The organism is Flavobacterium sp. DSR3-2 (assembly GCF_049896525.1).
In the GTDB taxonomy this organism is placed as follows: domain Bacteria; phylum Bacteroidota; class Bacteroidia; order Flavobacteriales; family Flavobacteriaceae; genus Flavobacterium.
Map to the genome: position 1 here is coordinate 31,400 of NZ_JAFCUM010000015.1, position 26,268 is coordinate 57,667.

Here is a 26,268-nt window from a genome sequence, read left to right on the forward strand (position 1 = left end):
TTTATTATTTTAGTTGTTTATTATCTTTAATTTTTTAGAATTACATTGTTTAGAACGTTAAATAATCTTTTTTAAATACGTTAGTGTACCCATTTTAAAAATGTTTCTTCAATAATTCCTTTTATTATCGGCTTTGGAATATAATCATTCATTCCCGCTTTAAGACATTTTTCTTTTTCTTCTTTTTCCGTACCTGCAGTTATAGCAATAATAGGTACATTTTGTCCAGATTTTAAATTCCGTATGATTTCTGTTGCTTCATAGCCATTCATGATGGGCATTTGGATATCCATAAAAATAATATCTGGATGAATCGTTTCAAATTGTTCCACCGCCACTTTACCATTTGGAATTTCAAAAATTGTCACATTTGTAAATAAGTTTTTAATGATAGTTTTAAGTAATAACATGTTAACATTATTGTCCTCAACAAGCATTATTTTTATTTTTTTTGAGCTTTTATTTGGTTTGCCAACAATTTCATTAGTAATAACAGGAATTGTAATTTGCTTTACATCTTCTGATGGTTCATTGCTAATTTCTAAATCTAAATAAAAATAAAAGGCACTACCAAATTGAACTGTACTTTCTAATTGTAAGTGACTATTCATTAAACCTAATAACTGGTTAGAGATGGTGAGACCTAATCCAGTTCCTCCAAATTTTCTTGTAGTTGAGTTATCTTCCTGAGAAAAGGCTTTAAAAATTTTCCTTTTGTTCTCCTCTTGTATTCCAATACCGGTATCAATAACAGAAAAAAGTATTTTAGCTATGGAATCATTTGTTTTTTCAGCAACTGAAACATTTAATTTTATTGAACCTTTTTCAGTAAATTTCACCGCGTTTGATAAAAGATTTAATAAAATTTGTTTTAAGCGTACGCTGTCTGTCCAAATATATTTAGGTACATCTGACGCAATATTCAGTTTTAACGTCAAATTCTTTTGATTTGATTCATATAATATCAAATCAATAATTTGGCTCAAAATTTCGTGAACATCATTTTTTTCCAAATACAGTTCTAATTTTCCAGCTTCTATTTTAGAAAAATCAAGTATGTCATTTATAATATCCAATAATGATTTAGCGGACTGATTTATCGTAATCATGTATTTTTCTTGGGTTTTACCAAGATTTGTATTCATTAACAAATCAGTAAAACCGATAATTCCGTTTAATGGAGTTCTGATTTCGTGACTCATGTTTGCCAGAAATTCCGATTTTGCTTTGTTGGCAGCTTCGGCTAATTCCTTTTCCTGAAATATGTTTTCGGATTGTTTTCTCTCCGTAATATTAATGAAAATGCCTTCAAGAAAAGCAATTTTTCCGTCTTTGTAAATGGTATCTCCAAATTCCTCTACCCAAACCGTGCGATTGTCTTTGTGAATTATTCGGTACGTCAAATGAATGGGAATTGTACTTTCTATTGCATTTTTTTGAGCATTAATTGTCCTTAATTTATCTTCCGGATGAATTAAATCAATGAATGACAAATGGTTATTTAGGAAATCTTCTTTTGGATAACCAGTAAGTTTTTCAACTTCATCATTGATGTAAATTTTAGTATTATTTTCATCATAATTGGATAAATAAACGGTTCCGGGAATATTATTAGCTAATAATCTGAATTTTTCTTCGCTTTCATAAATAGCGGTTTCATTAGCAATACGCTCAATGGAAGAAGCAATATTACTTGCTAATGTTTGTAAAATATTCAATTCGTCTTCTGACCATTCTCTTTCATTTTGGGTGTCATCAAATCCTAAAAAGCCATGAAATTTGTTTTTAACGAAAATTGGAATAAGAATAATTGAAACCGCATCCACATTATTTAATTTGTTTCTAAGAGATGGATTTTCAATTTTTGGAACAATTGCTTTATAAATTTTGTTATTTAAAAGAGGTGTCAATAGCTCTTCAAAAAAATCATGAGGCAGATTTTGAAGGCTAATATTGTTAGGTGTTAATTTGATGTTATTGATTAGCCATCGGTATTTTTGGCTTATTATCTTAGTATTTCCTTCATTTTCATAATAGTACGCTCTGTGTGATTCTGTCGCCTTTCCCATAATAATAAGGACATCCGAGAAAATATCGTTTATATCATTACTATTCAAAAATTTCTCAGTACAAAGTGCCAGTGCGGATAAAAGTTCACTCTTGTACTCTAATTTTTTTTCTGTTATATAACGACTGTGCGAAATCATGGTCAGCGATATAATATCCGAAATTGTTCGAGCAAAAATAATATCGTCGTTATCCCAATTTCTTTGTGTTCTTGTAGTTTCAAAGCTTATGGTTCCGGTTAATTCTCCATTGATAAAAATAGGAATATCAAGTTGTGATTTGATGTCAAATTTCAAGAAATAATCATAAATGAATTCAGATATTTCCCATTTGTTAAAAACGTCTGGAGCACTTATTTGTGTTTTACTTTTTATCGAATTAAAATAAATTGGATATTTTTCTTTTTCTAAAACAGTACCTTTGCTGTACGAATTTGTGTCTAAATCATATAAGTTTTCGCATGTGATTATATCTTCGGTATATTTCCAGTAGCTTACGCGATTGCACTTAGAAACTTTTGCTGCAGATTCAATGATTTGCATCACGCTGACATCCAAATTTTTATCGTTACTAAAGTTGGTAGTTGCTAATTTTTTAATCGTTTGGTTGTATTGTTCTACTTTTTCCTGACTTATTTTATTTTCAGCTTCAATATCTTTAAATTTAGTGATATCTCGGGCAATTCCGGAATAGCCAACTACTTTTCCTAGATCATTTCTTCGGATTATCACTTTTTGTGAAACCCACAATTCTTCTCCGTTCTTTTTTATTAACGGGAACTCAATAGTTGGAAAATAATTTTCATGTTTTAATAAACTCTGATAAAAATCCATGACGCTTATAATGTAATCTTTCCGAATAAATTCCGAGTAATTTCGATTTATAATTTCGCCATCCTCGTAACCCAATGATTTGATGGTAAAGTCATTTACAAATATAAAAGTACCGTAATTATCAACTTCAAAAATGAGATCGATAGCATTTTCAATTAAATTTTTATACTGATTTTGGATTTGAATTTCATTAGTTACATCTTGCCCAATACCAATAATTAAGTTGTCCGAAAATTTTTTATGGTTCCATTGAATGTGTTTATAATCTCCATTTTGACATTTGAGTTTACGGATGAAGATCCTGTTATCCTTAAATTTAGTTTGGTAATCTTTACTAAAAAACGCTGGGTCTTCCGTGACTTTCCAATAGCCTAATCCCATGATTTCATCAACGGTATATCCTAAAATCGATTCTACATTTTCACTGCAAAATACAACTTTACCTTTTCTGTTTATCGCTAAAATCAGTGAATTCCCTTTGTTAATTATTTGATTATTGAAACGAATTTCTTCAGTACTATTTAACCATAAAATATAGTGCATGTAATTTATGACTAGAATTATTGAAGCACTAATTAATAGCGCCAAAATTGTTTTTAATGGCACTAAATCGAAAATAAAAACAATTCCAAAATAAATAAAAACTGCCACAACAAATCCCCAGTACAGTTTAGCAGGTTTTAAAACGCTATAAGAAAAGAAAAAGGTTACTACATAAGCTACAATTGGTATATTATCAGTAGGAGAAATAATTATATTTCGAGAAATAGAGCTAAAATAGACTAAATAAAATAGAATAAAAATTTGCTTAATATTTCTAAAAACTATCGATGACTTAGTACTAACAAAATACAGCGCCATTAAAAATACCCCAATCATGCAGTTTACTATTAATAAACTTTGTGGCCTTACTTTTAAAATTTCATAAGTGATTTCTATGATAATAAGTATAATTCCTAGAAACAAAAGGTAGATTTGATATTCTCGTTTTTGTGTAATTGCCTTGTGGCTTCTTTCTAATAAATTACTTTTTAATCCGGTTTTTATTTTATGAATTTTGTAAATTAAAAAAATTATTAAAATAGGAATTATAACATAAAACAATTGTTTATTTATCATAGAATTAAATGTCCAAAATAAATTTAATTGTTTGGGTAAAATATTTAATTGGCTACAGTACAACACCATAGTAAAATTTTTATCAGGTTTGTGAAGAGTAGATTTGGGTTTGTATCTTCTTTGGTTGTCAATGTAGGAAAAAAAATTAAATAAAAACCAAAACAAATTAGTATTTATGCCTTGGTTTTTATTCGTAAAGTAATTTTATTTTTTAGTTTTTTTCTTCAGATTCATCTTCAGGTTCAAAACCAATTATCTCACTGTATATGGCGTAGTGTAAGGAATAAATAAAAGGAAAAGTAAAAAAGATTCCAATACAGCAGCCTATAAAACCTACCAATGTTGCAATAGATCCAATAATTATTAATCCGAGTAAAACTAAAGGTTGTTTGGAAACTATAAGGATGCTGGTTTGTATAGCTTCTGCGGCTTTCAATTTTCCAAAAATGATAAGGGGAATCATTAGCATGGTGAATAACGACACTGTCACGGTATTAACGAAACCAAGTGCAGGTATTTGGGCGTAATTTATTATTGAGGAAATGATAAAACTTGTAAGAGAAACGAGAAATGTTGCTACAAAAAGTTCCTTGAAATAAGGAGCTTTATAATACTCAAACATGGTTGAGACATGAAATTCTTCGTCTCTTTCTGCACAATATGCCATTTTTATCAGTCCTGCCGGAAATGGACTTAATAAACAGGAAATCAAGGCTGATGCTCCGGCAATGATTAAAAGAGTAATATTACTGATATTTTCCGATTGTAAATTTTCTGGTTTTAAAAAATCAACAACTGCGGGAGCTCCAAAAATTGCGATCAGTATTCCAAATGCCAAAAGACAAAGCAGAACAAAAAATACAAAAATGATTAAACCGCCATAAAGCGCAATTTTTTTGTAATTCTCGAAAGCGTGGTTGAAAACATTTCCAAAATCTAGGACGTAGCCATTCTTTTTTATTTCTTCAATACGGTATTGTGTAGCTTTATTCATTTGATTTATAAATTGGTTATTTATATTTTAAAATAGGTTTCTTCAAAAGGGATTCGGAATCGTTTTCCATAAACACCATTTTCGTCTCGAATTCCACAGCCTAAGATCATATTGATTTCTGCGGAAGCGGGCAAATGTACTATTTTTTTAATTCTCAACGAATCAAAACCCTCCATTGGACACGTATCGTAATTTATGGCTGCCATGCTGATCATAAAATTCTGAGCTGCAAGTCCCGCACTTTTGTGGGCTACAATTCGCATGTCGCTTTGTCGAGCCTGTCGGTAAATAGGTTTGAAAATTCCAATGATTTGAAAAACAAGAAATTTTAGCATTCCGATAATTCCTAAAAAATCAAAATACAGTGTCGGAATAATTTTTTGGTAATAATTTAAAGCAAATTTTTCTCTTTTTGAATACGCTTCTTTCGGTTTTTCGCCATATTGATTTTTTAAAAAATCAATGTTCGATTGCACTCTTTTGTGCCACAAATCTTTCCTCGCTACAACAACAACCAATTGTTGTGCTGTTTTTGCAGCATTCTGGTCAAAACTGGCTTTGGCTATTTCTTGTATGATTTCCGGGGATACTATATGATAAAATTCCCAAAGCTGCATATTACTGCTTGTGGGTGCCAGAGTCGCTAATTGAATACATTGTTTTACTTTTTCTGCATCGATAGCTTCATTTTTAAAAACCCGAACGGAGCGTCTGTATTTTATTGCCTCGCTTACTGATTTTTCATTGGCTACAACCATTTTAGTACTTTTTGAATGGTTTTTAATTTGTCTTTATAAGGTGCATAACGAATAGGTAAATCAAGCCATAGTCCTCTTTTTACAATCGCTTTTTTATGCGAAAAAATATCAAAACTTAATTTTCCATGATATGCTCCCATTCCTGAGTTTCCAACTCCGCCAAAAGGCAGGCGATTGTTAGCCAAATGAATTACCGTATCATTGATGCAACCGCCACCAAAAGAATATTTTTGCAATACCTCATCGACAAACGATTTGTTTTGGGAAAATAAATAAAGCGATAGTGGTTTTTCGAAGCTTGAAATTATTTTGTCTATATCAGCTTTCGATTCATAAGAAAGTATAGGGAGTATTGGACCAAAAATTTCTTCTGTCATCACCAAACTATCCATTTTTGGTTCATCCAGTAAAGTAGGAGCAAGATATAACGAATCTCTGTTCGACTGTCCTCCAAAAAGTATTTTCTGATTTTCGAGTAAACTTAATTGACGCTGCCAGTTTTTTAGGTTAATGATTCTGGCAAAATCCGGAGATTCTTCAGGATTTGTTCCAAGTGCTTTTTCGATTTCCTGCATCAGTAATTTTACGAAAATAACTTTTATTTTATGGTGTACTAAAATATAATCAGGAGCCACACACGTTTGTCCAGCATTTATGATTTTTCCCCAAACAATGCGTCTGGCACTTAATTCTAAATTTGCCGTTTCGTCAACAATACAAGGACTTTTTCCGCCCAATTCCAATGTTACTGGCGTTAGGTTTTCGGCAGCTGCCTTCGCCACTATTTTTCCAACAGCGACACTTCCGGTAAAGAAAATATAATCCCAACGTTTGGACAATAAATTTGCCGCTACAGTGGCATCTCCCGTGATGACCACCACATCTTTGACAGCAAAAGTTTCGCTTATAATTTTCGCTATAATATTCGAAGTATTTGGAGTCAGTTCAGATGGTTTTAAGGTTACTTTATTTCCAGCAGCGACAGCAGCAATAAGCGGACATAATGCCAATTGAAACGGATAGTTCCACGGGGAAAGAATCAAAACATTTCCGTATGGTTCACTATATATATAATCGGAGGAAGGGAAATTTAAAAATGAAGCCATAACTTTCTTTGGCTTTGCCCAAGAATCGATATTTTTTATAGTTTCTTTCAAGTCACTAATCACATAATTAGTTTCTGTTAAAACGGCTTCAAAAGCAGGTTTTTTAAAATCATCGTACAAAGCCAAAATTATAGCTTGTTCATGTTGTGTGATGACGTGCAATAATTTTTTAAGGGATTCTTTTCGTGATTTTATATCAGTTTTGTAATTCATAAGATTATTTTAAATTAAAATTACATAAATATTATTTTATTCCAACTTTCTGAATAATCTAAAGAATAAAAAAAACAGGATTATATTACTATTTTAAACGATATAGGTCGGTGAAGTATCGTTTTTGTTATCGTTATGTTTAAAAACAGGAAAGTATCAGACTGCATTCCAAATCACATCATCTGGAGTTGGTGCGATGATTTCTATGTTTTCTTTGGTAACAGGATGTACAAAAACTAATTTTCGGGCGTGCAAATGAATTCCTCCATCCGGATTGCTTCGGTCAAAACCATATTTCAAATCACCTTTTATTGGTGAACCAATAGCCGAAAGCTGTGCCCTGATTTGATGGTGTCTTCCGGTATGAAGATTGATTTCTAAAGCAAAATAATTGTTGAGTTCCTTAATAATTTTGTAATCTAAACTGGCTAGTTTACTGTCCTGAACTTCTTTTAAATGCGCTTTTGAAGTATTGTTTTTTTCGTTCCTTTTCAGGAAATGAACCAATTTATCCTCGGAATTTGATGGTTTATTCTTGACAATGCACCAATACGTTTTTTGAGTCTCACGGTTGCTGAACAACTCATTCATTCTCGTTAACGCTTTACTGGTTCGGGCAAAAACGACTATTCCAGTCGTTGGTCGGTCTAAACGGTGTACCACACCCAGAAATACTTCTCCAGGTTTGTTGTATTTGTCTTTGATGTATTCTTTAACCACATCAGATAGTGGTTTGTCACCGGTTTTATCGCCTTGCACAATATCGCCTACTCGCTTGTTTACCACAATAAGGTGATTGTCTTCGTGAAGAACTTGAAGGTTATTTTTATTGGATATTATTTTCATTATCAGTTCCCCTTTAGGGGGTTAGGGGGCTTAATATTGTTCGCTTGAATTAGGAAAATCGCTTGATTTCACATCGGCAACATATTGACCGATGGCAGATGTCATTCCTTCATATAAATTCATATATCTCCTCAAGAAACGCGGGCTAAATTCATTGTTCATTCCTAACATGTCGTGAATTACCAAAACTTGTCCGTCAACACCGCCACCAGCACCAATCCCAATTACCGGAATCGAAATACTTTGGGCTACTTTTTCGGCTAAATGAGCAGGTATTTTTTCTAAAACTAACGCAAAACAACCTAATCTTTCCAGCAATTTAGCGTCTTCTATTAGTTTATGCGCTTCTTCTTCTTCTTTAGCACGAACGGTATAGGTTCCAAATTTATAAATAGACTGTGGCGTTAAACCTAAATGTCCCATAACTGGGATTCCTGCGTTAAGTATTTTCTTGATAGAATCTTTTATTTCTTTACCGCCTTCCAGTTTTACGGCATGACCGCCACTTTCTTTCATGATTCTTATTGCAGAACGTAAGGCTTCTTTAGGGTCTGATTGGTAGCTTCCAAAAGGCAAATCTACAACAACCAACGCTCTTTCTATTGCTCGCACAACAGAAGAAGCGTGATAAATCATTTGATCCAATGTAATCGGTAAAGTCGTCTCATGACCGGCCATCACATTCGAAGCGGAATCACCCACTAAAATTACATCAATTCCAGCGGTATCGACGATTTTTGCCATGGTATAATCGTATGCAGTAAGCATGGAAATTTTCTCTCCATTAGCTTTCATATCAATCAGTGATTTTGTAGTAATCCTTTTATAATCTTTTTTTGCGACAGACATAGTTGTTGTTTTAGAATCGTAAAGGTAATAAAATGTATATTTTTAACTCAAAAATGTAACAGTAATGTTTTTGTAGGTATCAATTAACAAAAAAAAAAATTATGCGCAGAATAGTTGTATTGATTGCATAGTTCACAGCTGCTAATTCTCAAGATAAAAATTAAGAAATTTAAAAAATGTTTGGAACTTTTTTAAGACTTTTCAAACCAAAGATACTTTGAAACTAAGGGTTCTTTGTAATGAAACAATGATTTTACAGTCTATAAATGAGAATGCGAAAGACACTAAATTATCCCATGAAAAACAGGAAGTGTTTTTTAAATTGATAGCTTCTATTCCCTCAGAAGTAAAGTTTCAGGAAAAAATTTTGAGTTACTCCATTTAGGTAGATAGAAGTATGGCGTGCGTCTGTACACCTTATGAGTTTTATTTAAATGGAAAATCAAGCCACAAAGGAGTGAATGCTTTTACGCTTTTCAAAAAAGATAATATTTGGAAAATCGTACGTCTTATTGATACCCGAAGAAAGTAGTTTTGATTAGGCATTGGTTTTAAAAGATAATAGAGGCAATTAATCGTTTTATCCAATGTATATACTGTAAAGAAAAACGTATAAAATTGCGATCATGACCGAAATAAAATTCCCCACCAAATAAAAATCATTGTACAGAGATTGCTTTACTTTATCTTGTTCATCGTCTCTTTTTAATCGTGTAGCCAATTTCAAAGCGCCAAATAAAGTCAGCGCATGTGGATAATCATTAATCATTGATACTAATAAAAAGATTCGTTCAACGATTCCTTTAAGAAGTGATTTATAATCTATTATTTTAGTTTTTCGAATTGATTTTGGCGTGATAATATAATAAAATATACCCAGAAGCACTTCTGTAGAAATAACTAAAACCATAAATTGAAATACTTCCATGCTTTTATTTTATTGAAGTAATTGTTTGAATTATATTTTTTGCCGCATTATAGGATTCCATGTGTAATGATTTTTCTCTTTTCCATATCAAGGAGCGGGTTTTATTCATTTTTTCAGAAACGATTTTATAGTCTTTAAATTGAATGAAATTTGACGCTAATTCATAGTCATTTTTTAAAGACCATTTGTCAGTAATATTTTCAAAAATTATGAAAGCATCATTTAAAATGCTTTGCTGTAATACATCGTCTATTGCAATGTTAAATCTAAATTTTTTATATTTCGAATCATTTAGTTTCAATCTTGCTTCCGTTAAACCGCTTCCTAACATTTCATAAGCAATCTTTTCATTTACTGGCGTTTCTATTTCACCTTGATTCAAAACATAGCGTAATTTAAAATTTAATTTATTGTGAATACTATTTTCCTCTAAAGTAAGAATAATTTGAATTGATGCAGCTAAGTTTTTTATTACGCCTTGAAATTCATCACCCAAAGTAATAGTCAAGGGAGATAATATATCGGCTTTGTAGATTTGATTTACCTCTGCTATTAGATTTTTAAAATCTTCCATTAGTGGTTTTTGCTCCTTTTTTCCACTATTAATAATATCCGCCATCAGGATGTAATGTTTCATAAAAAATGAAATTATATATTTTATATCAAAAATAGTGAAATAAAACATATAATTTCATTTTTAGTGAAATTAAAAATAGACTTTAAAGAAGGATGTAATTAAGTTCTAAAATTTAAAGAGAATACAAATCAATACGAGTCGTCATTCAAGTCTGACTCTTCTTCATCTGGTTTTTTGAAATCATTGTTTAACAAATCGCTGTATTTTTTTTTATCCTTTTGATTTTTTCTAATAAGAAATACAATCAAAATAAGCATACAAATGATTACAATGCTAACTACTATCCAATTAATTTTCATAGTTTTTGATTTGAGAAAATAGTTTAAATGTAATATAAATTGGTGAATAATCGATTTTCCGTATTTTAAATTTGTGTTATAAAATTTAACAATCAGCCATATTCACGGCAATGGCTAATCCGCCTTCTGAGGTTTCTTTGTATTTATTATTCATGTCTTTGGCTGTTTGCCACATCGTGTCCACTACTTTGTCCAAAGGCACTTTTGCGTTTTTTGGGTCGGTTTCCAAGGCTAGTTCAGCTGCATTAATGGCCTTTATGGCACCCATAGTATTTCGTTCAATACACGGAATCTGAACCAGGCCGCCAATAGGATCACAGGTCAATCCTAAATGATGTTCCATCGCAATTTCGGCAGCCATTAAAACCTGTTCGGGAGTTCCGCCCATCAATTCGCATAAAGCCGCTGCAGCCATCGAGGAAGAAACGCCAATTTCGGCCTGACAACCTCCCATTGCTGCGGATATTGTGGAACCTTTCTTGAAAATACTGCCTATTTCTCCGGCAACCATAAGGAATTGTTTGATTTCTTTTTCTCCTGCATCATGGTTTTCAATCACTAAATAATACATTAAAACGGCAGGAATTACACCTGCACTTCCATTTGTAGGAGCAGTAACCACCCGGCCTAAAGCAGCGTTTACCTCATTTACCGCAAGTGCAAAACAAGAAACCCATTTTAGGATCTGGCGGAATTTGACTTCCGTTTTCCTGATTTCTTCGAGCCAGGTTTGAGGAGAATCATAATTTGCTAATCCGATGAGGTTTTGGTGCATATCAAAAGCACGGCGGCGTACGTTTAATCCTCCGGGAAGAATCCCTTCGGAATGACAACCAATGTACATGCATTCGAGCATCGTTTTCCAAATGCGCATCAATTCATGATCAATAACTGCTTCGGTACGCATCGATTTTTCGTTTTCATAAACGATTGCCGATATGGATTTGTTCTCTTTTATGCAATAATCCAGTAGTTCTGCCGCTTTCTCAATTGGATACGGAAAAGCACATTTTATTTCGATTTTCTTTTTAGCGTTGATGCGTTCTTCTTTGACCACAAATCCGCCACCAATAGAATAAAAGGTGGAAACGTATTCGCTGTCATCCGTCATATAAGCTGTAAAAGTCATTCCATTGGCATGAAAAGGAAGAAAGTTTTTATTGAAAACGATATCTTGAAGGAAATAAAAAGAAATTGGTTTTTCGTTTCCTAAATTGATTTCGTTTTTAGATTCAATTGATTTGATAATTACATCAATATTTTCCACGGGAATGTATTCCGGATCTTGTCCGCTCAAACCCAGCATTACTGCTAAATCCGTGGCGTGACCTTTTCCGGTTAAGGAAAGGGAACCATATAAATCTATTTTTACCCGATTTACGGCAGGAAGTAAATTTTCTTTTCTTAATTCGCTAAGAAAGCGTTCGGCAGCTCTCCAAGGCCCCAGTGTGTGGGAGCTAGAGGGTCCAACGCCAATTTTTAGCATATCAAAAACGGAGATACATTCTTCCATCTGTAGTGTCAATTTTGTTGGTTGCAAATATAATAGATTGTTGCAATGATTCGAATTGAAAATAGAATATTATTGTTTTTTTAATATCGAATATTGCCGTATTGTTAGTATCGTGCAACAAAAAATGAATTAATAAAAATGAGAAGTTTGGTGAAATTAATATTTTATTAATCCGAAATTTGGCTTGTGAAATACTTGGTAAATGGCTATTTTTGAAGCATAACTAACCCAAAACAATATGAAAAAGACCGTTTTTTCTTTTTATCTAATGCTAACTTTGGTATTGAGTGTTCATTCACAAGTGCAAAGTCCTTCCCAGTTTTTACCCAATTACGGAAAACAAATAACCTACTACCATGAGGCTGAAAATTATTTTAAGCAACTTACGGAAAAGTCCAATTTCATCAAACACCAGAAATATGGAGTTACTCCGGAACAAAGGGATTTGAATGTTTATTTTATTTCCAGTCCGGAGAATTTAGCTAATTTGGAACAAATCCGAAACAACAATTTAGCAGCCATTGGTTTATCCCAAAATAAATCTCAAATGATTGGGGATAAGTTAATAGTTTGGTTGAGTTTTAATGTTCACGGAAATGAATTTGCCGGAACCGAAAGCGCGATGACAGTGGCTTACGAATTGGTAAATCCCTCGAATGCAGAAACTAAAAAGTGGTTAGAAAATACCATTGTAATTTTGGATCCATGTATTAATCCGGACGGATATTCCAGATACGGGAATTGGTTACGAGAAATTTCAGGTAAAAAAACGCATCCGGAATTATCAGACAGAGAGCACATGGAAGTTTGGCCGGGCGGCAGATACAACCATTATATTTTTGATTTAAACAGAGACTGGGCTTGGCAAACGCAACCGGAAACCCAACAGCGTATCGCATTGTACAATCAATGGATGCCGCAAGTTCATACGGATGTACACGAAATGGGATACAATTCTCCGTATTTTTTTCCACCCTCAGCGGAACCTTTGCACGAATATATTGAAAAGTATCAAAAAGATTTTCATTACACTTTAGGTAAAAATATTTCTAAAAAATTTGATGCTCAAAACTGGATGTACAATACTGGCGAACGTTTTGATTTGTTTTATCCAAGTTATGGCGATACGTATCCTACGTACAATGGTGCGGTAGGAATGACGATGGAACAAGGCGGAATAGGCGCGGGGAGAGCCGTCACAATGAGTAACGGAATTACGCTTACGATACAAGACCGGATAACACATCACGCTACGGCAGTACTTACTGTGGTAGAATCTGCTGCGGCGCAAGCGGATGTTTTGCTGAAAGGTTTCAGAGGTTTTATGAATAATTCCCGAAAAACTGTGAAGGGAAATTATAAAATGTATGTGATGAAAAACAATCCGAAGTTGGTTCAAATGGCGGATTTATTGAAAAGAAATAATGTCGAATTCAGTTATGCCGATGCCAGTCAAAAAGCGTCCGGATTTAATTACAATACCAAAACAGAGAAAAGTTTTACGATAGAACCAAATGATTTAATTGTAAAAGTAGACCAACAAAAAGCCGTTTTTGCTCAGGTCCTTTTTGAACCAAATCAAAAATTGAATGACAGTTTATCGTATGATATTACTTCTTGGGCTTTGCCGTTGGCATATGGAGTGGAAGGCTATGCGTTGAAAAATAGTTTGCCTGTCAAAACAAAAGCGTCTATTGAAGTAAAAGATAAAGGGATTCCGCAAAATGTATATGCTTTTCATATTCCTTGGAATAACAGAATCTCAGCCCAGGTGCTTTCGCTGTTGCACCAAAATAATATCAAAGTTCGATCTGCGATGAAAAAAGCCATTTTTGGCGATGTAATAGTGGAACCAGGCGGTTTGATCGTGACCAGAGCAGATAATCCCAAAGTTATTAATTTTGAAAAAACGATTGGTGAATTGGTAAAAATAAAAACTGATTATAATTACATAGCCACAGGCTTTTCGTCGAATTCTAAAGATGTTGGTGGTGAAAATTTCAATTTATTGAAAGCACCAAAAGTTGTATTATTTTCAGGAAAAGGAGTTGGTTCTACAGAGTTTGGTGCTGCTTGGTATTTTATGGAAGAAACTATTGGGTATCCGGTGAGCGTGGTTGAGGTTAGTAATTTTGACAGATTAAAGCTTTTCAATTATAACACTTTGATTATGGCGGACGGATATTATGATTTATCAGAAGACCAACAAAAGAAAATTGGTGAATGGATTAAAAATGGCGGAAAAGTAATTGCGATGAACAGCGCTCTTGCTCTTTTTGAGGCTAAAGAAGGATACGCGTTAAGCCCTTTTGCAACCGAAGAAGACAAATTAAGTTCTGAGAAAGAAGCCGAAGAAGAGGAGTTAAAAGAACGGTTTCTAGATTTTCAGGATTCAGAGCGCAGGTATATTTCTAAATCGATTCCTGGCGCTATCATTGAAAATCTTCTGAATAAAACACATCCAATGTCTTTTGGTTTAGGGGATAAATATTTCAGTCTAAAAACGGATGACAGGCATTATTCGCTATTGAAAAAAGCTACTAATGTTGCTTATATCCCTAAAGATTATAAAAGTTATGGTTTTGTGGGTAATGAAATCAAAAAGAAACTGAACAACACCGTAAGTTTTGCGGTGGAAAGTAAAGGCGACGGATCTGTAATTTATATGGTGGACAATCCCTTATTTAGAGGTTTCTGGGAAAATGGTAATTTGTTGTTTAGCAATGCCTTGTTTTTGGTAAACTAAATTTTAAAAATAGATTACATAAAAAGAGCACGATTATTTCGTGCTCTTTTTTGTATCAATAATATTGTTTAAAAAGGATATCCAATCGCTAAATTAAAAACTAAATTTTCTCTACGCCAAGGACCGCTTCCAAAATCAATTTTATCCAAAACCCAACGATCGCCATCAGGCAAATACGGTTTTCTTAAAGGAAAGGCAAGATCAGTTCTCAGGATAAGAAAAGAGAAATCAAAACGCAATCCGGCTCCGGCTCCAACTGCTATTTCATTCATGAATTTTTTGGAAAATTTAGCTCCGGGTTTTTCCGTATTTTCATTTAACAACCAGATGTTTCCAGCATCTATAAACAAAGCTCCTTTAACTAATCCATAGATTTTAGCTCGGTATTCAGTATTAAATTCTAATTTTAAATCACCGGATTGATCGGGTAAAAAAGTATTGGTATTTGTTGATGCGCCATCAAAACTTCCCGGTCCAATAGAACGTGCTCTAAAAGCTCTTAAACTATTGGTTCCACCAATGAAAAACTGTTTAATAAATGGCATTTCACGGGAATTTCCGTAAGCAAAACCAGCGCCTGCGATTATTCTGGTGGCCAGTTGAGAATCAGGACCTAACTTATAGTAATGTCTGAAATCATTTTCTACTTTGATAAATTGGCTAAAAGGAACATTGAATAATTTAATTGGTTCCTTTTTTTCAATGTTTGCTCCCGAAGCTAATCCGGCGATATTACCGGCTAAGTCGATAGTTCCTTTGTAATAAAAAGTGTTTTTCTTTCTTCTTTGCAACGTATTGGTATACGTGTAGGAATAAGTTGGACCAAAAATTAACTGTTTTTCAATCACTTTTTCTAATGAAGGGTTTGCATTAATTTGTTCTTGATACAAGGGCGTTACATTTTGCGGACTGGCGTATGTAATTTCAGTAAGATTCAATAAATGTTCTTTCTGTTCGCTCTGTTTCCACAAATATCCAAAAGAGCCTTTGAAGGTTTGCAGCGAGTATAACTTAATTCTGTTTTGGAATTCATAACCCAAAGTTGCCTTAGTTTTTGGTACAAAACCACTCGGAGAATCAAGTTTGAAAGGCGCAACTAATCGTGGCCAAACTAAATTCGCTTCAGTTCCAAATCGGTAAACATTAAATCCATTATTTTGTCCGGAAACTTGTACTTCGACACCGCCAAAAGCAGATACAGTAAGCAATTCAGCACCTCTGAAAGTATTTCGGTTGCTCCAGTTTAAATTAAGTTCGGTTCCTGTATAATTAGCTGAATTCGTTTTGGCTAATAATTCCAGTCGAATTGATTTTTTAGGTAATGGTGTTAAATAATAATACGCATCCAAATAATTTCCTGTTGTGTCAGAAACCGTAAATTGATTTTTTACAAATTTGAAAGTTCCCAAATTCACCAATCGATTCAGCGATAAATTATGGTTTGTACGGTTGTACAAATCTTCCTTTTTGAAGTATAATGCTCGGTCAAAAATTCGTGGTTTGAATAAATTCTCCGGGTCAATAATCGTTAAATCATTGTATTTTTGGATCGAATCCAAGTTGGTTTTTACACTGTCCATCCCGATAGAATAATTTGGATAAACAATAATTTTATTGATTTTATAAGGTGTCTCTGCAAGACTTGGCGTTTCTTCCTTAACTTTTACAATTAAATCGACCTGATGATCTGCAACAGTGCTATCAACCTGAACTTGTAAATAGTCAGGGTTGAAGTAAAAGAATCCTTTTTCCTTTAATCTGGCGTCAATGCGAATCCTTTCTTCTTTGATGGCATCAAGGCTGTAACCGTCGTCTTTTTTCAATAAACTTCTGCGTCTTGTATTGCGCACACTAGTTGAAATCATTGAAGAATCCGTAGGAAATTTAACTTCTCTAATTTTGTATTGTTGCGCTGGATTTACAAGATATTCTGCACTTGCTTTTTTTCCTTTTCGGGTTGAATCTGCTGCAGTTTTCGTGTTGAAATAACCACTGTTTTCAGCAAAGTTTTGCAAAACGCTTTTGTTGTATTCTAAATCCACTTGGCTGTAAAAAACAGGAGGTTCACCCACTTTAGTTTTCAACCAATAGCGCCATCCTTTTTCTTTCTTTGGCGTTCCGGTCAAATTATAAATATATAGTTTTGGCTTGAACCCGAGAAAAGAAGAATTAGGTTTTGGTCTCACGATTTCTTCCAACTGGTTTTTTAACGTTTTGTTTTCTTTCTTTGAAGTTTGTTTTCCTTCCACTTTGATTTTTGCACCCGTGTAGAGCAGTTCCCCTTCCGGCAAATATTTGGTATTACTGCACGAAGACACGAACAATCCTAAAAAAAGAATATATAATAAAGGACTCTTATTCATCTGATTTCTTTTTTAATTCTTTTTTTGCTATCTGCTTTGCTTTTTTTGCTTCGCTTTTAGCATATAATTCCTTGAACTTATTGTAATTCATTGTAATAACGAATGCAATTCCTGTTTCAACTACTTCTCCTTGAAGTGCCACTTGATATTTGTTTACGCGGTACACTCTCATCTTATACCTTCCATCTTTTGAAAGTTGGTAATCAAGAGAGACATCTCCGGCAATATTATTGGCGTTTTGATTCACTTGTTGTGGGCCTTCGATCCCAAAGCTGCTTCCAATAGTAACTTTCAATCGGTCGTTCAGCAATTTCTTGGAAATTCCCACATTCAAATCAGTTTTATTTTCGCGCTGACCAGTCGTATAATCGTCTGATGTATTCAAATCAAAATTAAGTTCTACACCTTCAATTAAGTCACCCGCTAAATTATTAAGCTGTTGTGACAAAATTTTGCTGGCACTTTCTCTTGCTAATGACGAAACGTTAGTTCCACCGGTTTCGCTGGCAAATGGATTTTCTCCAATGAAACGATTTAGTAAGAGTAAGGCAAAAACCTGCTTGTTCATTTCATCTGGTTGCTGGCGCAATTGAGTCAATTTAGCCTGTGTTGTATTAATGATTTCGGTTGAAACGCTGTTATTTCCATCAGGTAAAACAATGTCAAATGAAATAGTTGGTTTCATTAATTCTCCAGTCATTTTTAAACGGGTTTCAAAAGGAATTTTTTGTTTGTAAGTATTTCTTATTTCGGCAGTAACAGCTCCTAATTGGTCGTTTATTAAATCGATTGGCGCCGCTTCCGTTTTATAAATCGCTGTAATACTTATATCAGCAGTTGTTGGTTCTCCAGTCCATAAAATATAACTTCCTGATTTGATATCGAATTTTCTTTTGATAGCGTTAAAATTCATTTCATAACTTCCCTCAGATAATTCATATCTCCCGGTCAGCGTAGTTTTTCCGGAAGGATCAATGCCGCCGTTCAATTGTGCTTCTCCTTTTAATTTTAAGAAATCACCATTGGCTTTGTCAATAACGAGTGATAATTCAGCCTCTTTATCCACTTCAATATTCACAGAGGCATTAATCCCCTTTAACTCCATTTCACTTGTGATTTCATCAACTGAAACAGTCTTCAGAATTTGCGGATTATCTTGATCGATGAACTCAACGATTCCTTCTCTGTCTGCAATTGATGGATCAGATTGTGGTAATACTACAGTAAATTTAGTGTCTTTATTGATTTTGATATTTCCCTCAACGATAGGATTGTCAATTGTCCCTCTCACTCGTAAATGGTTGTCCAAATACAATTCTCCGTAATACAAATCATTGTCTTTAGCTTCAGAATTTACGGCTTTAAAATTGTCAGCATCAATGGATAATTCAAATCCAAAATTGCTGAAATTTTCACTCTTGATAGTTCCGTTTATTGCTAAATCATTGTCTTTCTCATCTTTAATAATAAAATTATCGAAAATAATGGCATTATTTGTAAACGTGATTTTATCATTCAAAGACTTAAATTTCGCATTGAGCGGTACCGCTTTGAAACCAATTTCATTAAATTTTAATTCTCCAAGCACTTTTGGTTGTGTTGTATTTCCAGTAATCTTGAAATTCCCAGTCAAGAATCCAGTACTTTCAGCAATGTTATCCAAGGTAAAACCTTGAATACTTTTTAAATTCAGTTTTGCAATATCCAGATTCATGTCAAAAGTGCTTTCGCTCGCTTTGTAATATCCTACCAAATCTACTTGATTTCCCTGACCACTGATATTCACTTTGGCATCAAATTGATTGGCAACCGCATTATTTACTTTGATGCTGATATTACCGACAGTATCTTTCTTAAAAGTGAAATTTTCAATATTTAAGTCTGAAGTAAAAAGAGGGGTGGTATTCAAATTTTTCACCAATGCGTTACCATTAATTTTTCCACTGAGCTGTAAATCTTTTTTCTCAACAAAACTTGTGATGGTATTAATGTCAAAATCCTTGAAATTAATTGCAATAGGAGCATTTGGATTATTAGATTGAGATTGGATTCGAATGTTATTTCCGTCTTTACTCAATTCGAAATTATCCGCGTAAATTCCTTTTTTTCCAAAACGAATTAGATTATTTTGCGCTATTTTCCAAGATTCATAGTTCAGTAACAAATTATCCGGACCAAGGCTCACTTCGTTATTTCCGTTAATGGCCTTTAATGTTCCAGTTATTAAATACCGTTCTACATCTTTTGCATCTTTTAGTTGTACCGTGTAATCCACAAGATTATTCTTGACTTTTCCAGTAACGCTCGTGTGCGGTAACTGAATTTGTTTGTTTTGAATGTCGTCTACAACAAAGCTGTAAAGCAGTGATTTGTCTTGAGTATCTATTTTTAAAGTCGCATTTGTAATCGTATTTGTTCCGTAAATTAATTTTGGAATAGCTCCATTGATAACAATTGAATCATTAATTGAATTGAATCGTCCTGTTACATTTATAGGTTCGAGACTTTTCAATGCAGGAATAAGTTTCAATATAATTGGATTGTCTTTTACGCCAATTTTAAAAGCGAACTGTTGGTTTTCAACTGCTATTTTTCTTGAATTTGGGTCGCTGTCATAATATTTAGCAACAGAATTTGATACCGCTTTTGCAATTTGTGACAACTTATATTTTCCATTAACTTCTGCGTCTAAAAATGGGGAATTTATTAACAAAGTGTTTTTATCAGCAGTTGATGTTGCTACAACATTTATCGAGTCAATTACAAATTGTTCTGCGGAATTGGTCACATTTATACTGTGCGCATTAACGGTTCCATTGAGATAATCTAGATCAGCCGATTGAATATCAGCATCTACTACACCTCTTATTTTTAAGGGACCTGCATGCAGATTTAGTTTTTCCAAATCGGCGATATCTACATTTAATTTTAATTTCCCGGAAGGATATTTGTCTTTAAAACTTCCGCTGCTGACTAAATCAAAAGTCAGATTAGGATCTTTAGCAGTAGCGTTTACATTGAAATTTCCATTGCGAATAGCACCTTTCACATTCAAATTTCGATACGTGTATTTATTGTAATAGGCCTTCAGGATACTTCCGTTCAATGAAGCTGTTGCAGTTTTTGGATCAAAACCAGTTCCCTTTATGTTGGCTTTTAAAGTTACTTTTCCAATGGAATCGTTTTTGATAAATTTTCCTAAATCAAAATTATAAAGTTCCGTTTGGGCATCGTATTTCTCGTAATTTTTTCTGCTTTGGTCGAAAGTTGCTTTGATTTTTGCATTGCCAAAACTGCTTACCAAGTTCATATTAGTTTTGAAACTGGCAATTGTTCCTTTAAAATTTCCTTTAACGCTGAATTTTGACGGTAACTGAATTGAATTTGGAATCGTACCTTTTGGTAAAAAGCCAACAAAATCTTTTGCACCGGTTTGCAAGTCTTTAATGTTTAAATCAAAATAGGCTTTATTCACGTCCGGTAAACCCACAATACTGCCACTTGCTGCTAATTTTGTTGTTCCAATGCCGCTAATCTCAATAGATGGAAATACAATATTATTCAATTTCCCTGTTATGGTACCGTTAATCAACAGTATGGCATTGGGATTACTCATGAAAGGATTCGTCTTATTTAGAGTAGGGGCAAAAAGCAAAATGTCTTTGATTCCCAATTTGCTTTTCTTTAAATAAGCGATAAGGCCCAATTCACCTGGGTTTCCAGCCAAAGATTCAATAGATGGGTATCCAATTCGGATTTCGTCTCGCAATTCAGTTTGAGGCGTTTTGAGATATAGTTTTTTAAGAAATGCATTCTTTTTTCCATAGAAAAATTCAGCATTAAAGGACTGAATGTTTAAACCGCTTTTGTCTTTAACTGTCAAGGAATTGGCATCACCAGATATATTTTCAGCATTGTAGTTCAGAAAATCGACTTGCAGGTTCAAATTGGTAAGATTTAAATGATTGTAATCAATCCCTTTTTGCACTGCTGCAACATTATTATTGTCGTAACGAAAATTAATCCGTTTGAATTCGGTCGTTTTTATTTTTACTTCCCAATTGTTTGATTTCCCTTCAACGGGTGCTTTTTTTGATACTGATTTATCTAATTTTCCAAAAGTCAAAGCGCCTTCCACACCGGTTAAATCAACACTTTCTATAATGGCAAATTGATTATCAAGATCAATTTTGTCAATTTTAGCGAGTAATTTTTTCAAATAGAATGTGGTCTCTAATTTTGTTTCTTCACTTTCGTAATCGAAATCAATTTTTGCCAAATCAATTTCTCCTAATTTTAAATTTAAAATGGATTCAGGTTCGTTTTTGATTGCTGCTACTTTAGTCGCTTTGGGTATTTGAACGACACCTTGCCTCAATCTTAACTTTAATCCATTGATTTTTGCTTTGGGAATTTCAAAGTTCATTTGATCTAAATCGAAAGTTTTGATGTTTGTATCAAAATGATTTAGATTGGCATAGATATTATTTTTGGTGACAAAGTCATTGTATTTAAATTGAATTCGGTCCAGTTTTATTTGTTCTACGGAAAACTGCATTGGTGGCGAATCCGTTTTCTGTTTCTCTGGTGATTCAAAGGCTTTAATGATGTATTCAAAATTAAAAACGGCTTTTGAATCTCTATTTAAATGTGCCGTAATACCTTCTAAATGAACGGAATTAATTTCGACTTTATTGCTTAATAATTGGAATAAGCTGATATCTACGGCTAGTTTTTCTCCGGCAAAAAGGGTGTCTTTTTTCTGGTCTTCGAAATAAACACCTTCAAGAATCACTTTTTTGGGTAGTCCGATTTCTATTCTCTTTATAGTGACTTTGGTTTTGATTTTTCCTTCCAAATACGTTACCGCTTTTTTTCTGGCATAATTTTGAACGGATGGAATCTGAATAGCAACTATCAATATTAAGAGCAACAGAATTACGGATCCTATTATCCAAAGGAAAACCTTCGAAATTTTCTTTATGTATGTTTTCAAATGATGTGTTTTTTTGGTTAAAAATAACCAATTTAAATCAGAATCGCAATTTCACTGTGAAACCAAATTGGTAACCAAGTTCGAAAATTGAATGTGGAATATGTTATGAAATTTAAAAATATAGTTGTAAAATTTTTGGGAATAAAATTTGAACGAATTACTAATATTTTAGGTTTTGTAAATAGAAATTTCATTAAAATTTTGAGCATTTTTTTCGTCCAAAATTAAATCTTTCAGTGCCATTAGCATGGCTTTATTTGACATAAATAATTCTCTGTTGAAATTTATGACTGTTGTGATATCAATGTTTTCAACGATTGTAAGTTGTACATCGGTGTAAAAGGTATTAAGTGCTGTCGTGTAGTTTGTTTGAATAGTATTAAATATAGCCTCCAATTCTTTAAAGTTTACGGGTATTTCCATGCTCAGAAAAGCACTTAATTTTAAATATAGGTTTTCCGTTTCTTTTTTATGATGAAGAAAAAACTGATATTTTATGTCTTTTGAAGAGTGACTGAGGTCCAATATATTGCTATCAATATCATTCACACTTTTTACGGCATGCATGGAACTTCGCGCAGCAGAAATCAATTGGTTAAGCTCTGAATTTTGTTCGCTGTTCAATTTTGTTCTTAGTTTCAAATAGAAAGCCTGCATTTCGCCTTGTAATTGTTTTAGGAATTCATATTTCTCCTCACGGGTTTTAGATGTAAAGCTTTTTTTCTCATTGATTTCAATGTACTCGCTTTGTTTTTTAAAAGCGAGAGTGTCAATCTTGAATAATTCCAAATTGAAAAGCATTGAGTTATAAATGAAATAGCTCGTTTCTCTTCGGAATAAATCAAGAGCTGTTTCAGGTTCCGTAATAGAGGCGTGACTTATAAAAGCGGCAGTATTACCATCCGTGTTTTTGAAAAAACGTTCCAGAAATTGAGTAAATAAATCGAGAACCGGAAGGAACAATACAATTGCCAATAAATTAATAAGACTTGAAAACGTAACCAAACCAATGAGCGGATCTTTGATTTTTATGACATCAGTAATGAGCAACAGAATCGGTTTTAGCAGTGCAAAAGCAATGGCAGTAATGAAAATGTTGAATAATAAATTGCCTAAAGCAACCCGTTTTTTGGAAGCGTTTCCTCCAATCGCACTCAAAAGAATTTTAATAATAGTTCCGGTTTCACCACCTAACACGATCGCTGCCGCCATTGGAAATCCAATTGCTCCGGCATTTAACGCGCTTAACGTTAATGCCATGGTTACGGAACTCGATTGAACAACGAGCGTAATAAGAAAACCAATAACGAGAAAAACGATTAGCGGCATCGAAGCATATTGCGAGAAATCGAAGTATTGAACCTGCGCTTCCATAGCGGTTTTCATAAAGGAAAGTCCGATGAACATTAAACCAAATCCCAAAAGAAAATAAGAAATGTACTTGATGTTCTTGCGGGTTCCAAGTAAAATAAGAAGAAAACCACCCAAACAAACTGCCGGATAAGCAATCACTTCAATATTAGTTTTAAAACCAAGTGTAGCGACTAACCAACTGGCAAGTGTTGTACCCAGATTTGCTCCTAGAATAATAGCCATAGCATTCTTCATGGTAAAAACACCTGCACCCACAAACGCTAAAACCATTAGCGAAACCATCGAACTGCTTTGAAGTATGCCAGTAACTATTGTCCCACCAACCACTGCGCCAATATTGTTTTTTGTAATTCGTTGCAGAAATAGTTTGAAGCTTCTTCCGGAGAGATTTTTTAAGGATTCCTCAACTAAATACATGGCGAAAAGGAATAAACCAACGCCTGCAGCAAGTTTTAGTATTGTAATGAGGGTTTCCATAGCTTAAATTGGTATTAAAGATACTTAAATTTACTAGTAAAATTTTGGTAAAATATCAACTGCTATTCTTTAAAAATTATTATTGAGGTTATTATTTTAAACAAAAAACTACAACTTTTAGGGTTGCAGTTTTAATAACTTACGATTATAATTATGTGTTGGAAAACTAATAATCAGAATAATCAGTTGGGTACAAAAAAGTAATATCTATATGGGAAATATTGTTTTTGTATTTTTCCATAGCTATTAATCCTTTCCATTCTGGTGAATCCACAAAGGCTTTCCAATGCGCATCTCTACTTTGCTGATCTGCAAAAGTAGTCATGTACATTAAGTTCGGCATTTTGGCTCCCGAAATAACTTCGCCATAAAAAACAGCATTAAAGGCAAGGCGGTCAAAGAGTTTTATTTCTCCTCCGGCATTGAACATATCGACTTTGTTTTTGTAAATCGCTTCAGTTGCTGATTCATAACTTCTTAATTCATACACTCTATTTGCTCTTGGACTATTCAAAGCGGGACTTGACAAAATAGGATGATCTGAAAAAGCCTTTAATAAAATAGATTCGATACGCAAATAAGGCGCTTGTTTGTAAGAAGCATTCAAATAATCGGCTGCGGCAGTTAAATAGATTTTGTCATTGGCCAGTTTATCTTCTAATCTTAGAAATTGATTGATGGATGAAAACGGAATAACTACGATAACTTTTTTTAGGGTGTCCGTAGCATTCGGTTTTGGTTTGAATACACCAATATTTTTAATCCCAAGTTTTTTTAAACCCGGAAGCAAAGCCTCTTTCAAATACTTTTCAGTGGTTTGTACTTGCTGTTCCGTTTTGAAAATATAAGTTTTAATTTGGTAGAATTCTCTTGATGGTGCTGCAGTTTTTACTTCGAGAATATCATTTTGTATTGTTTTAAAACTGGTAATAGAAAAAACAGTTAGCAGTGCGAAAAATAGTTTTATAAATTTCATTTTATCGAGTCGGAATTTTGAAGTTAGTAATTCTATAAAAGTATTAATAAAATTGCAATTTTTTAGGGTACGATTACAAAAGGAGCGGATAACTTTTTTTATTTTAAAGAAGATTCAATACATATCCCAAAACAGAGTTGTCCAAAACTATAAATACGCTTTTTATTTTTTTGAATCCAAAAATTATTACGCTTCTGATTTTCTCAATTAGATTGCCTTATTTTTTTCTAATAATTCCAATTCTGCTTTTTTAATTTTACTGTTTAATTTCTTTTTTTTGGTGGAAGTGAGTTCTTCTTTGACTTCTATTTCACCAAGCTATTTTTGTTGCATTGATATCGAGTTCTTCTAAAGCCTCTGTTAAAAATATTTTACAACTTTCACAAGCCATGTTTTTGACATATATCGTCACAGACCAATTTTACACAATTATTTTTGGATTCAATCGTTAATCCGAAATTGTTTTTTTGTTAACAACAAACCGAATAATTGCTGATCAAAAAAGAGTATTTTTTGCTTCTAATTTTCGTTTGTCTTTGTTGGTCCGCTTACGATTCTGGAAATTAATCCTCGTTGGGTTGTTAATTCAGAGAAGAAAATTCCCGACAAGTGAATCACGATGAACGCCAGAAGATAATATATAGAAAGTACGTGTATTTCCTCCATCGGTTCTTTTAGATTTTTTGGACCTAACACAATAATTAAACCGGTGATCAGGGAAATAACAACACAAACATAAAAAATTAAATAAGTCCAGTACTGGAATTTTTCTTTATTGCCCAAATCTTTGTTGAATGGATTAGAGAACTTCATTTTTCCAAAAAATGGAAGCGCAATTCGAATACTATACAAACCGACCAAAACATAACCAATATAAATATGCCAGTCCCACATTGGTTTTCTTATTTTTTTAGCAAGAGTAATGAGTTGGTCTTGCGTCAACTTTTGGTCTGTAGTCGCTAAATAGTCTTGAATGATTAGCGCCACATTATTTTTATTCATCCATGTAAGTCTCAAAAAGATAGTTACAAGCAATAAAGTCATACATATGGCGATTGACCAATGCATTATTCTGTAAATGGCGGAGTATTCTCTGTTTTTCATGATTATAACGCTGTTGTGTAATTATGCTTTTGATTCAACTTTTGTAGAAATTCGAAAGTAAATCTCGTTT

General features: G+C 33.3%; 16 protein-coding genes. 1 reads left to right on the forward strand and 15 read right to left on the reverse strand.

Annotated features, from left to right (window positions below):
• Positions 1 to 80 precede the first annotated feature (80 nt).
• The 10 genes from ACP7AV_RS15335 to ACP7AV_RS15380 all read right to left on the reverse strand — a co-directional run bounded on the left by ACP7AV_RS15335 (position 81) and on the right by ACP7AV_RS15380 (position 12,162).
• Positions 81 to 4,019, reverse strand: a complete 3,939-nt coding sequence (locus tag ACP7AV_RS15335) for a PAS domain S-box protein (RefSeq protein ID WP_426092687.1) — start codon at positions 4,017 to 4,019, stop codon at positions 81 to 83.
• A 211-nt stretch (positions 4,020 to 4,230) separates the two neighbouring features.
• A complete protein-coding gene (locus tag ACP7AV_RS15340) occupies positions 4,231 to 5,013 on the reverse strand; it encodes a hypothetical protein (protein ID WP_426092688.1) in 783 nt (260 codons plus the stop codon).
• A 20-nt stretch (positions 5,014 to 5,033) separates the two neighbouring features.
• A complete protein-coding gene (locus ACP7AV_RS15345; protein ID WP_426092689.1) occupies positions 5,034 to 5,771 on the reverse strand; it encodes a nitroreductase family protein in 738 nt (245 codons plus the stop codon).
• Positions 5,762 to 7,090: an aldehyde dehydrogenase gene (locus tag ACP7AV_RS15350; RefSeq protein WP_426092690.1), complete on the reverse strand. Its 1,329-nt coding sequence runs from the start codon at positions 7,088 to 7,090 to the stop codon at positions 5,762 to 5,764. The genes ACP7AV_RS15345 and ACP7AV_RS15350 overlap by 10 nt, the downstream gene beginning before the upstream one ends.
• 156 nt (positions 7,091 to 7,246) lie before the next feature.
• A complete protein-coding gene (locus ACP7AV_RS15355; RefSeq protein WP_426063331.1) occupies positions 7,247 to 7,936 on the reverse strand; it encodes an RluA family pseudouridine synthase in 690 nt (229 codons plus the stop codon).
• Between the two features lie 30 nt (positions 7,937 to 7,966).
• Positions 7,967 to 8,785 (reverse strand): 3-methyl-2-oxobutanoate hydroxymethyltransferase, encoded by an 819-nt coding sequence (panB, locus tag ACP7AV_RS15360; protein WP_426063330.1) that lies wholly within the window; start codon positions 8,783 to 8,785, stop codon positions 7,967 to 7,969.
• 580 nt (positions 8,786 to 9,365) lie between these two features.
• On the reverse strand, positions 9,366 to 9,713 hold the full coding sequence (locus tag ACP7AV_RS15365; protein ID WP_426092691.1) for a hypothetical protein: 348 nt from the start codon (positions 9,711 to 9,713) through the stop codon (positions 9,366 to 9,368).
• Positions 9,714 to 9,717: 4 nt separating this feature from the next.
• Positions 9,718 to 10,350, reverse strand: a complete 633-nt coding sequence (locus ACP7AV_RS15370; RefSeq protein ID WP_426092692.1) for a SatD family protein — start codon at positions 10,348 to 10,350, stop codon at positions 9,718 to 9,720.
• Positions 10,351 to 10,478: 128 nt separating this feature from the next.
• Positions 10,479 to 10,649, reverse strand: coding sequence for a hypothetical protein (locus tag ACP7AV_RS15375; protein ID WP_426092693.1), 171 nt, complete (start codon positions 10,647 to 10,649; stop codon positions 10,479 to 10,481).
• Positions 10,650 to 10,734: 85 nt separating this feature from the next.
• Entirely contained in the window at positions 10,735 to 12,162 is a 1,428-nt protein-coding gene (locus tag ACP7AV_RS15380; RefSeq protein ID WP_426092694.1) for an L-serine ammonia-lyase, read from the reverse strand.
• A gap of 238 nt (positions 12,163 to 12,400) precedes the next feature.
• Between ACP7AV_RS15380 and ACP7AV_RS15385 the strand changes: the two genes are divergently transcribed.
• Positions 12,401 to 14,908 carry a M14 family metallopeptidase gene (locus tag ACP7AV_RS15385; protein WP_426092695.1) on the forward strand — a complete coding sequence of 836 codons (2,508 nt, stop codon included), beginning with the start codon at positions 12,401 to 12,403 and terminating at the stop codon, positions 14,906 to 14,908.
• Between the two features lie 68 nt (positions 14,909 to 14,976).
• Here the strand turns inward: ACP7AV_RS15385 and ACP7AV_RS15390 are convergent, their stop codons facing one another.
• The 5 genes from ACP7AV_RS15390 to ACP7AV_RS15410 form a co-directional block, all read right to left on the reverse strand.
• Complete coding sequence (locus ACP7AV_RS15390) at positions 14,977 to 17,271, reverse strand: BamA/TamA family outer membrane protein (RefSeq protein WP_426092696.1); 2,295 nt, start codon at positions 17,269 to 17,271, stop codon at positions 14,977 to 14,979.
• Entirely contained in the window at positions 17,264 to 22,267 is a 5,004-nt protein-coding gene (locus ACP7AV_RS15395; protein WP_426092697.1) for a translocation/assembly module TamB domain-containing protein, read from the reverse strand. Before ACP7AV_RS15395 ends, ACP7AV_RS15390 begins: the two co-directional genes overlap by 8 nt.
• A 168-nt stretch (positions 22,268 to 22,435) precedes the next feature.
• Entirely contained in the window at positions 22,436 to 24,118 is a 1,683-nt protein-coding gene (locus ACP7AV_RS15400) for a Na/Pi cotransporter family protein (RefSeq protein ID WP_426092698.1), read from the reverse strand.
• A gap of 166 nt (positions 24,119 to 24,284) precedes the next feature.
• A complete protein-coding gene (locus tag ACP7AV_RS15405) occupies positions 24,285 to 25,094 on the reverse strand; it encodes an NIPSNAP family protein (RefSeq protein WP_426063322.1) in 810 nt (269 codons plus the stop codon).
• Positions 25,095 to 25,613: 519 nt separating this feature from the next.
• Complete coding sequence (locus ACP7AV_RS15410) at positions 25,614 to 26,198, reverse strand: cytochrome b/b6 domain-containing protein (RefSeq protein WP_426092699.1); 585 nt, start codon at positions 26,196 to 26,198, stop codon at positions 25,614 to 25,616.
• Between the last annotated feature and the right edge of the window lie 70 nt (positions 26,199 to 26,268).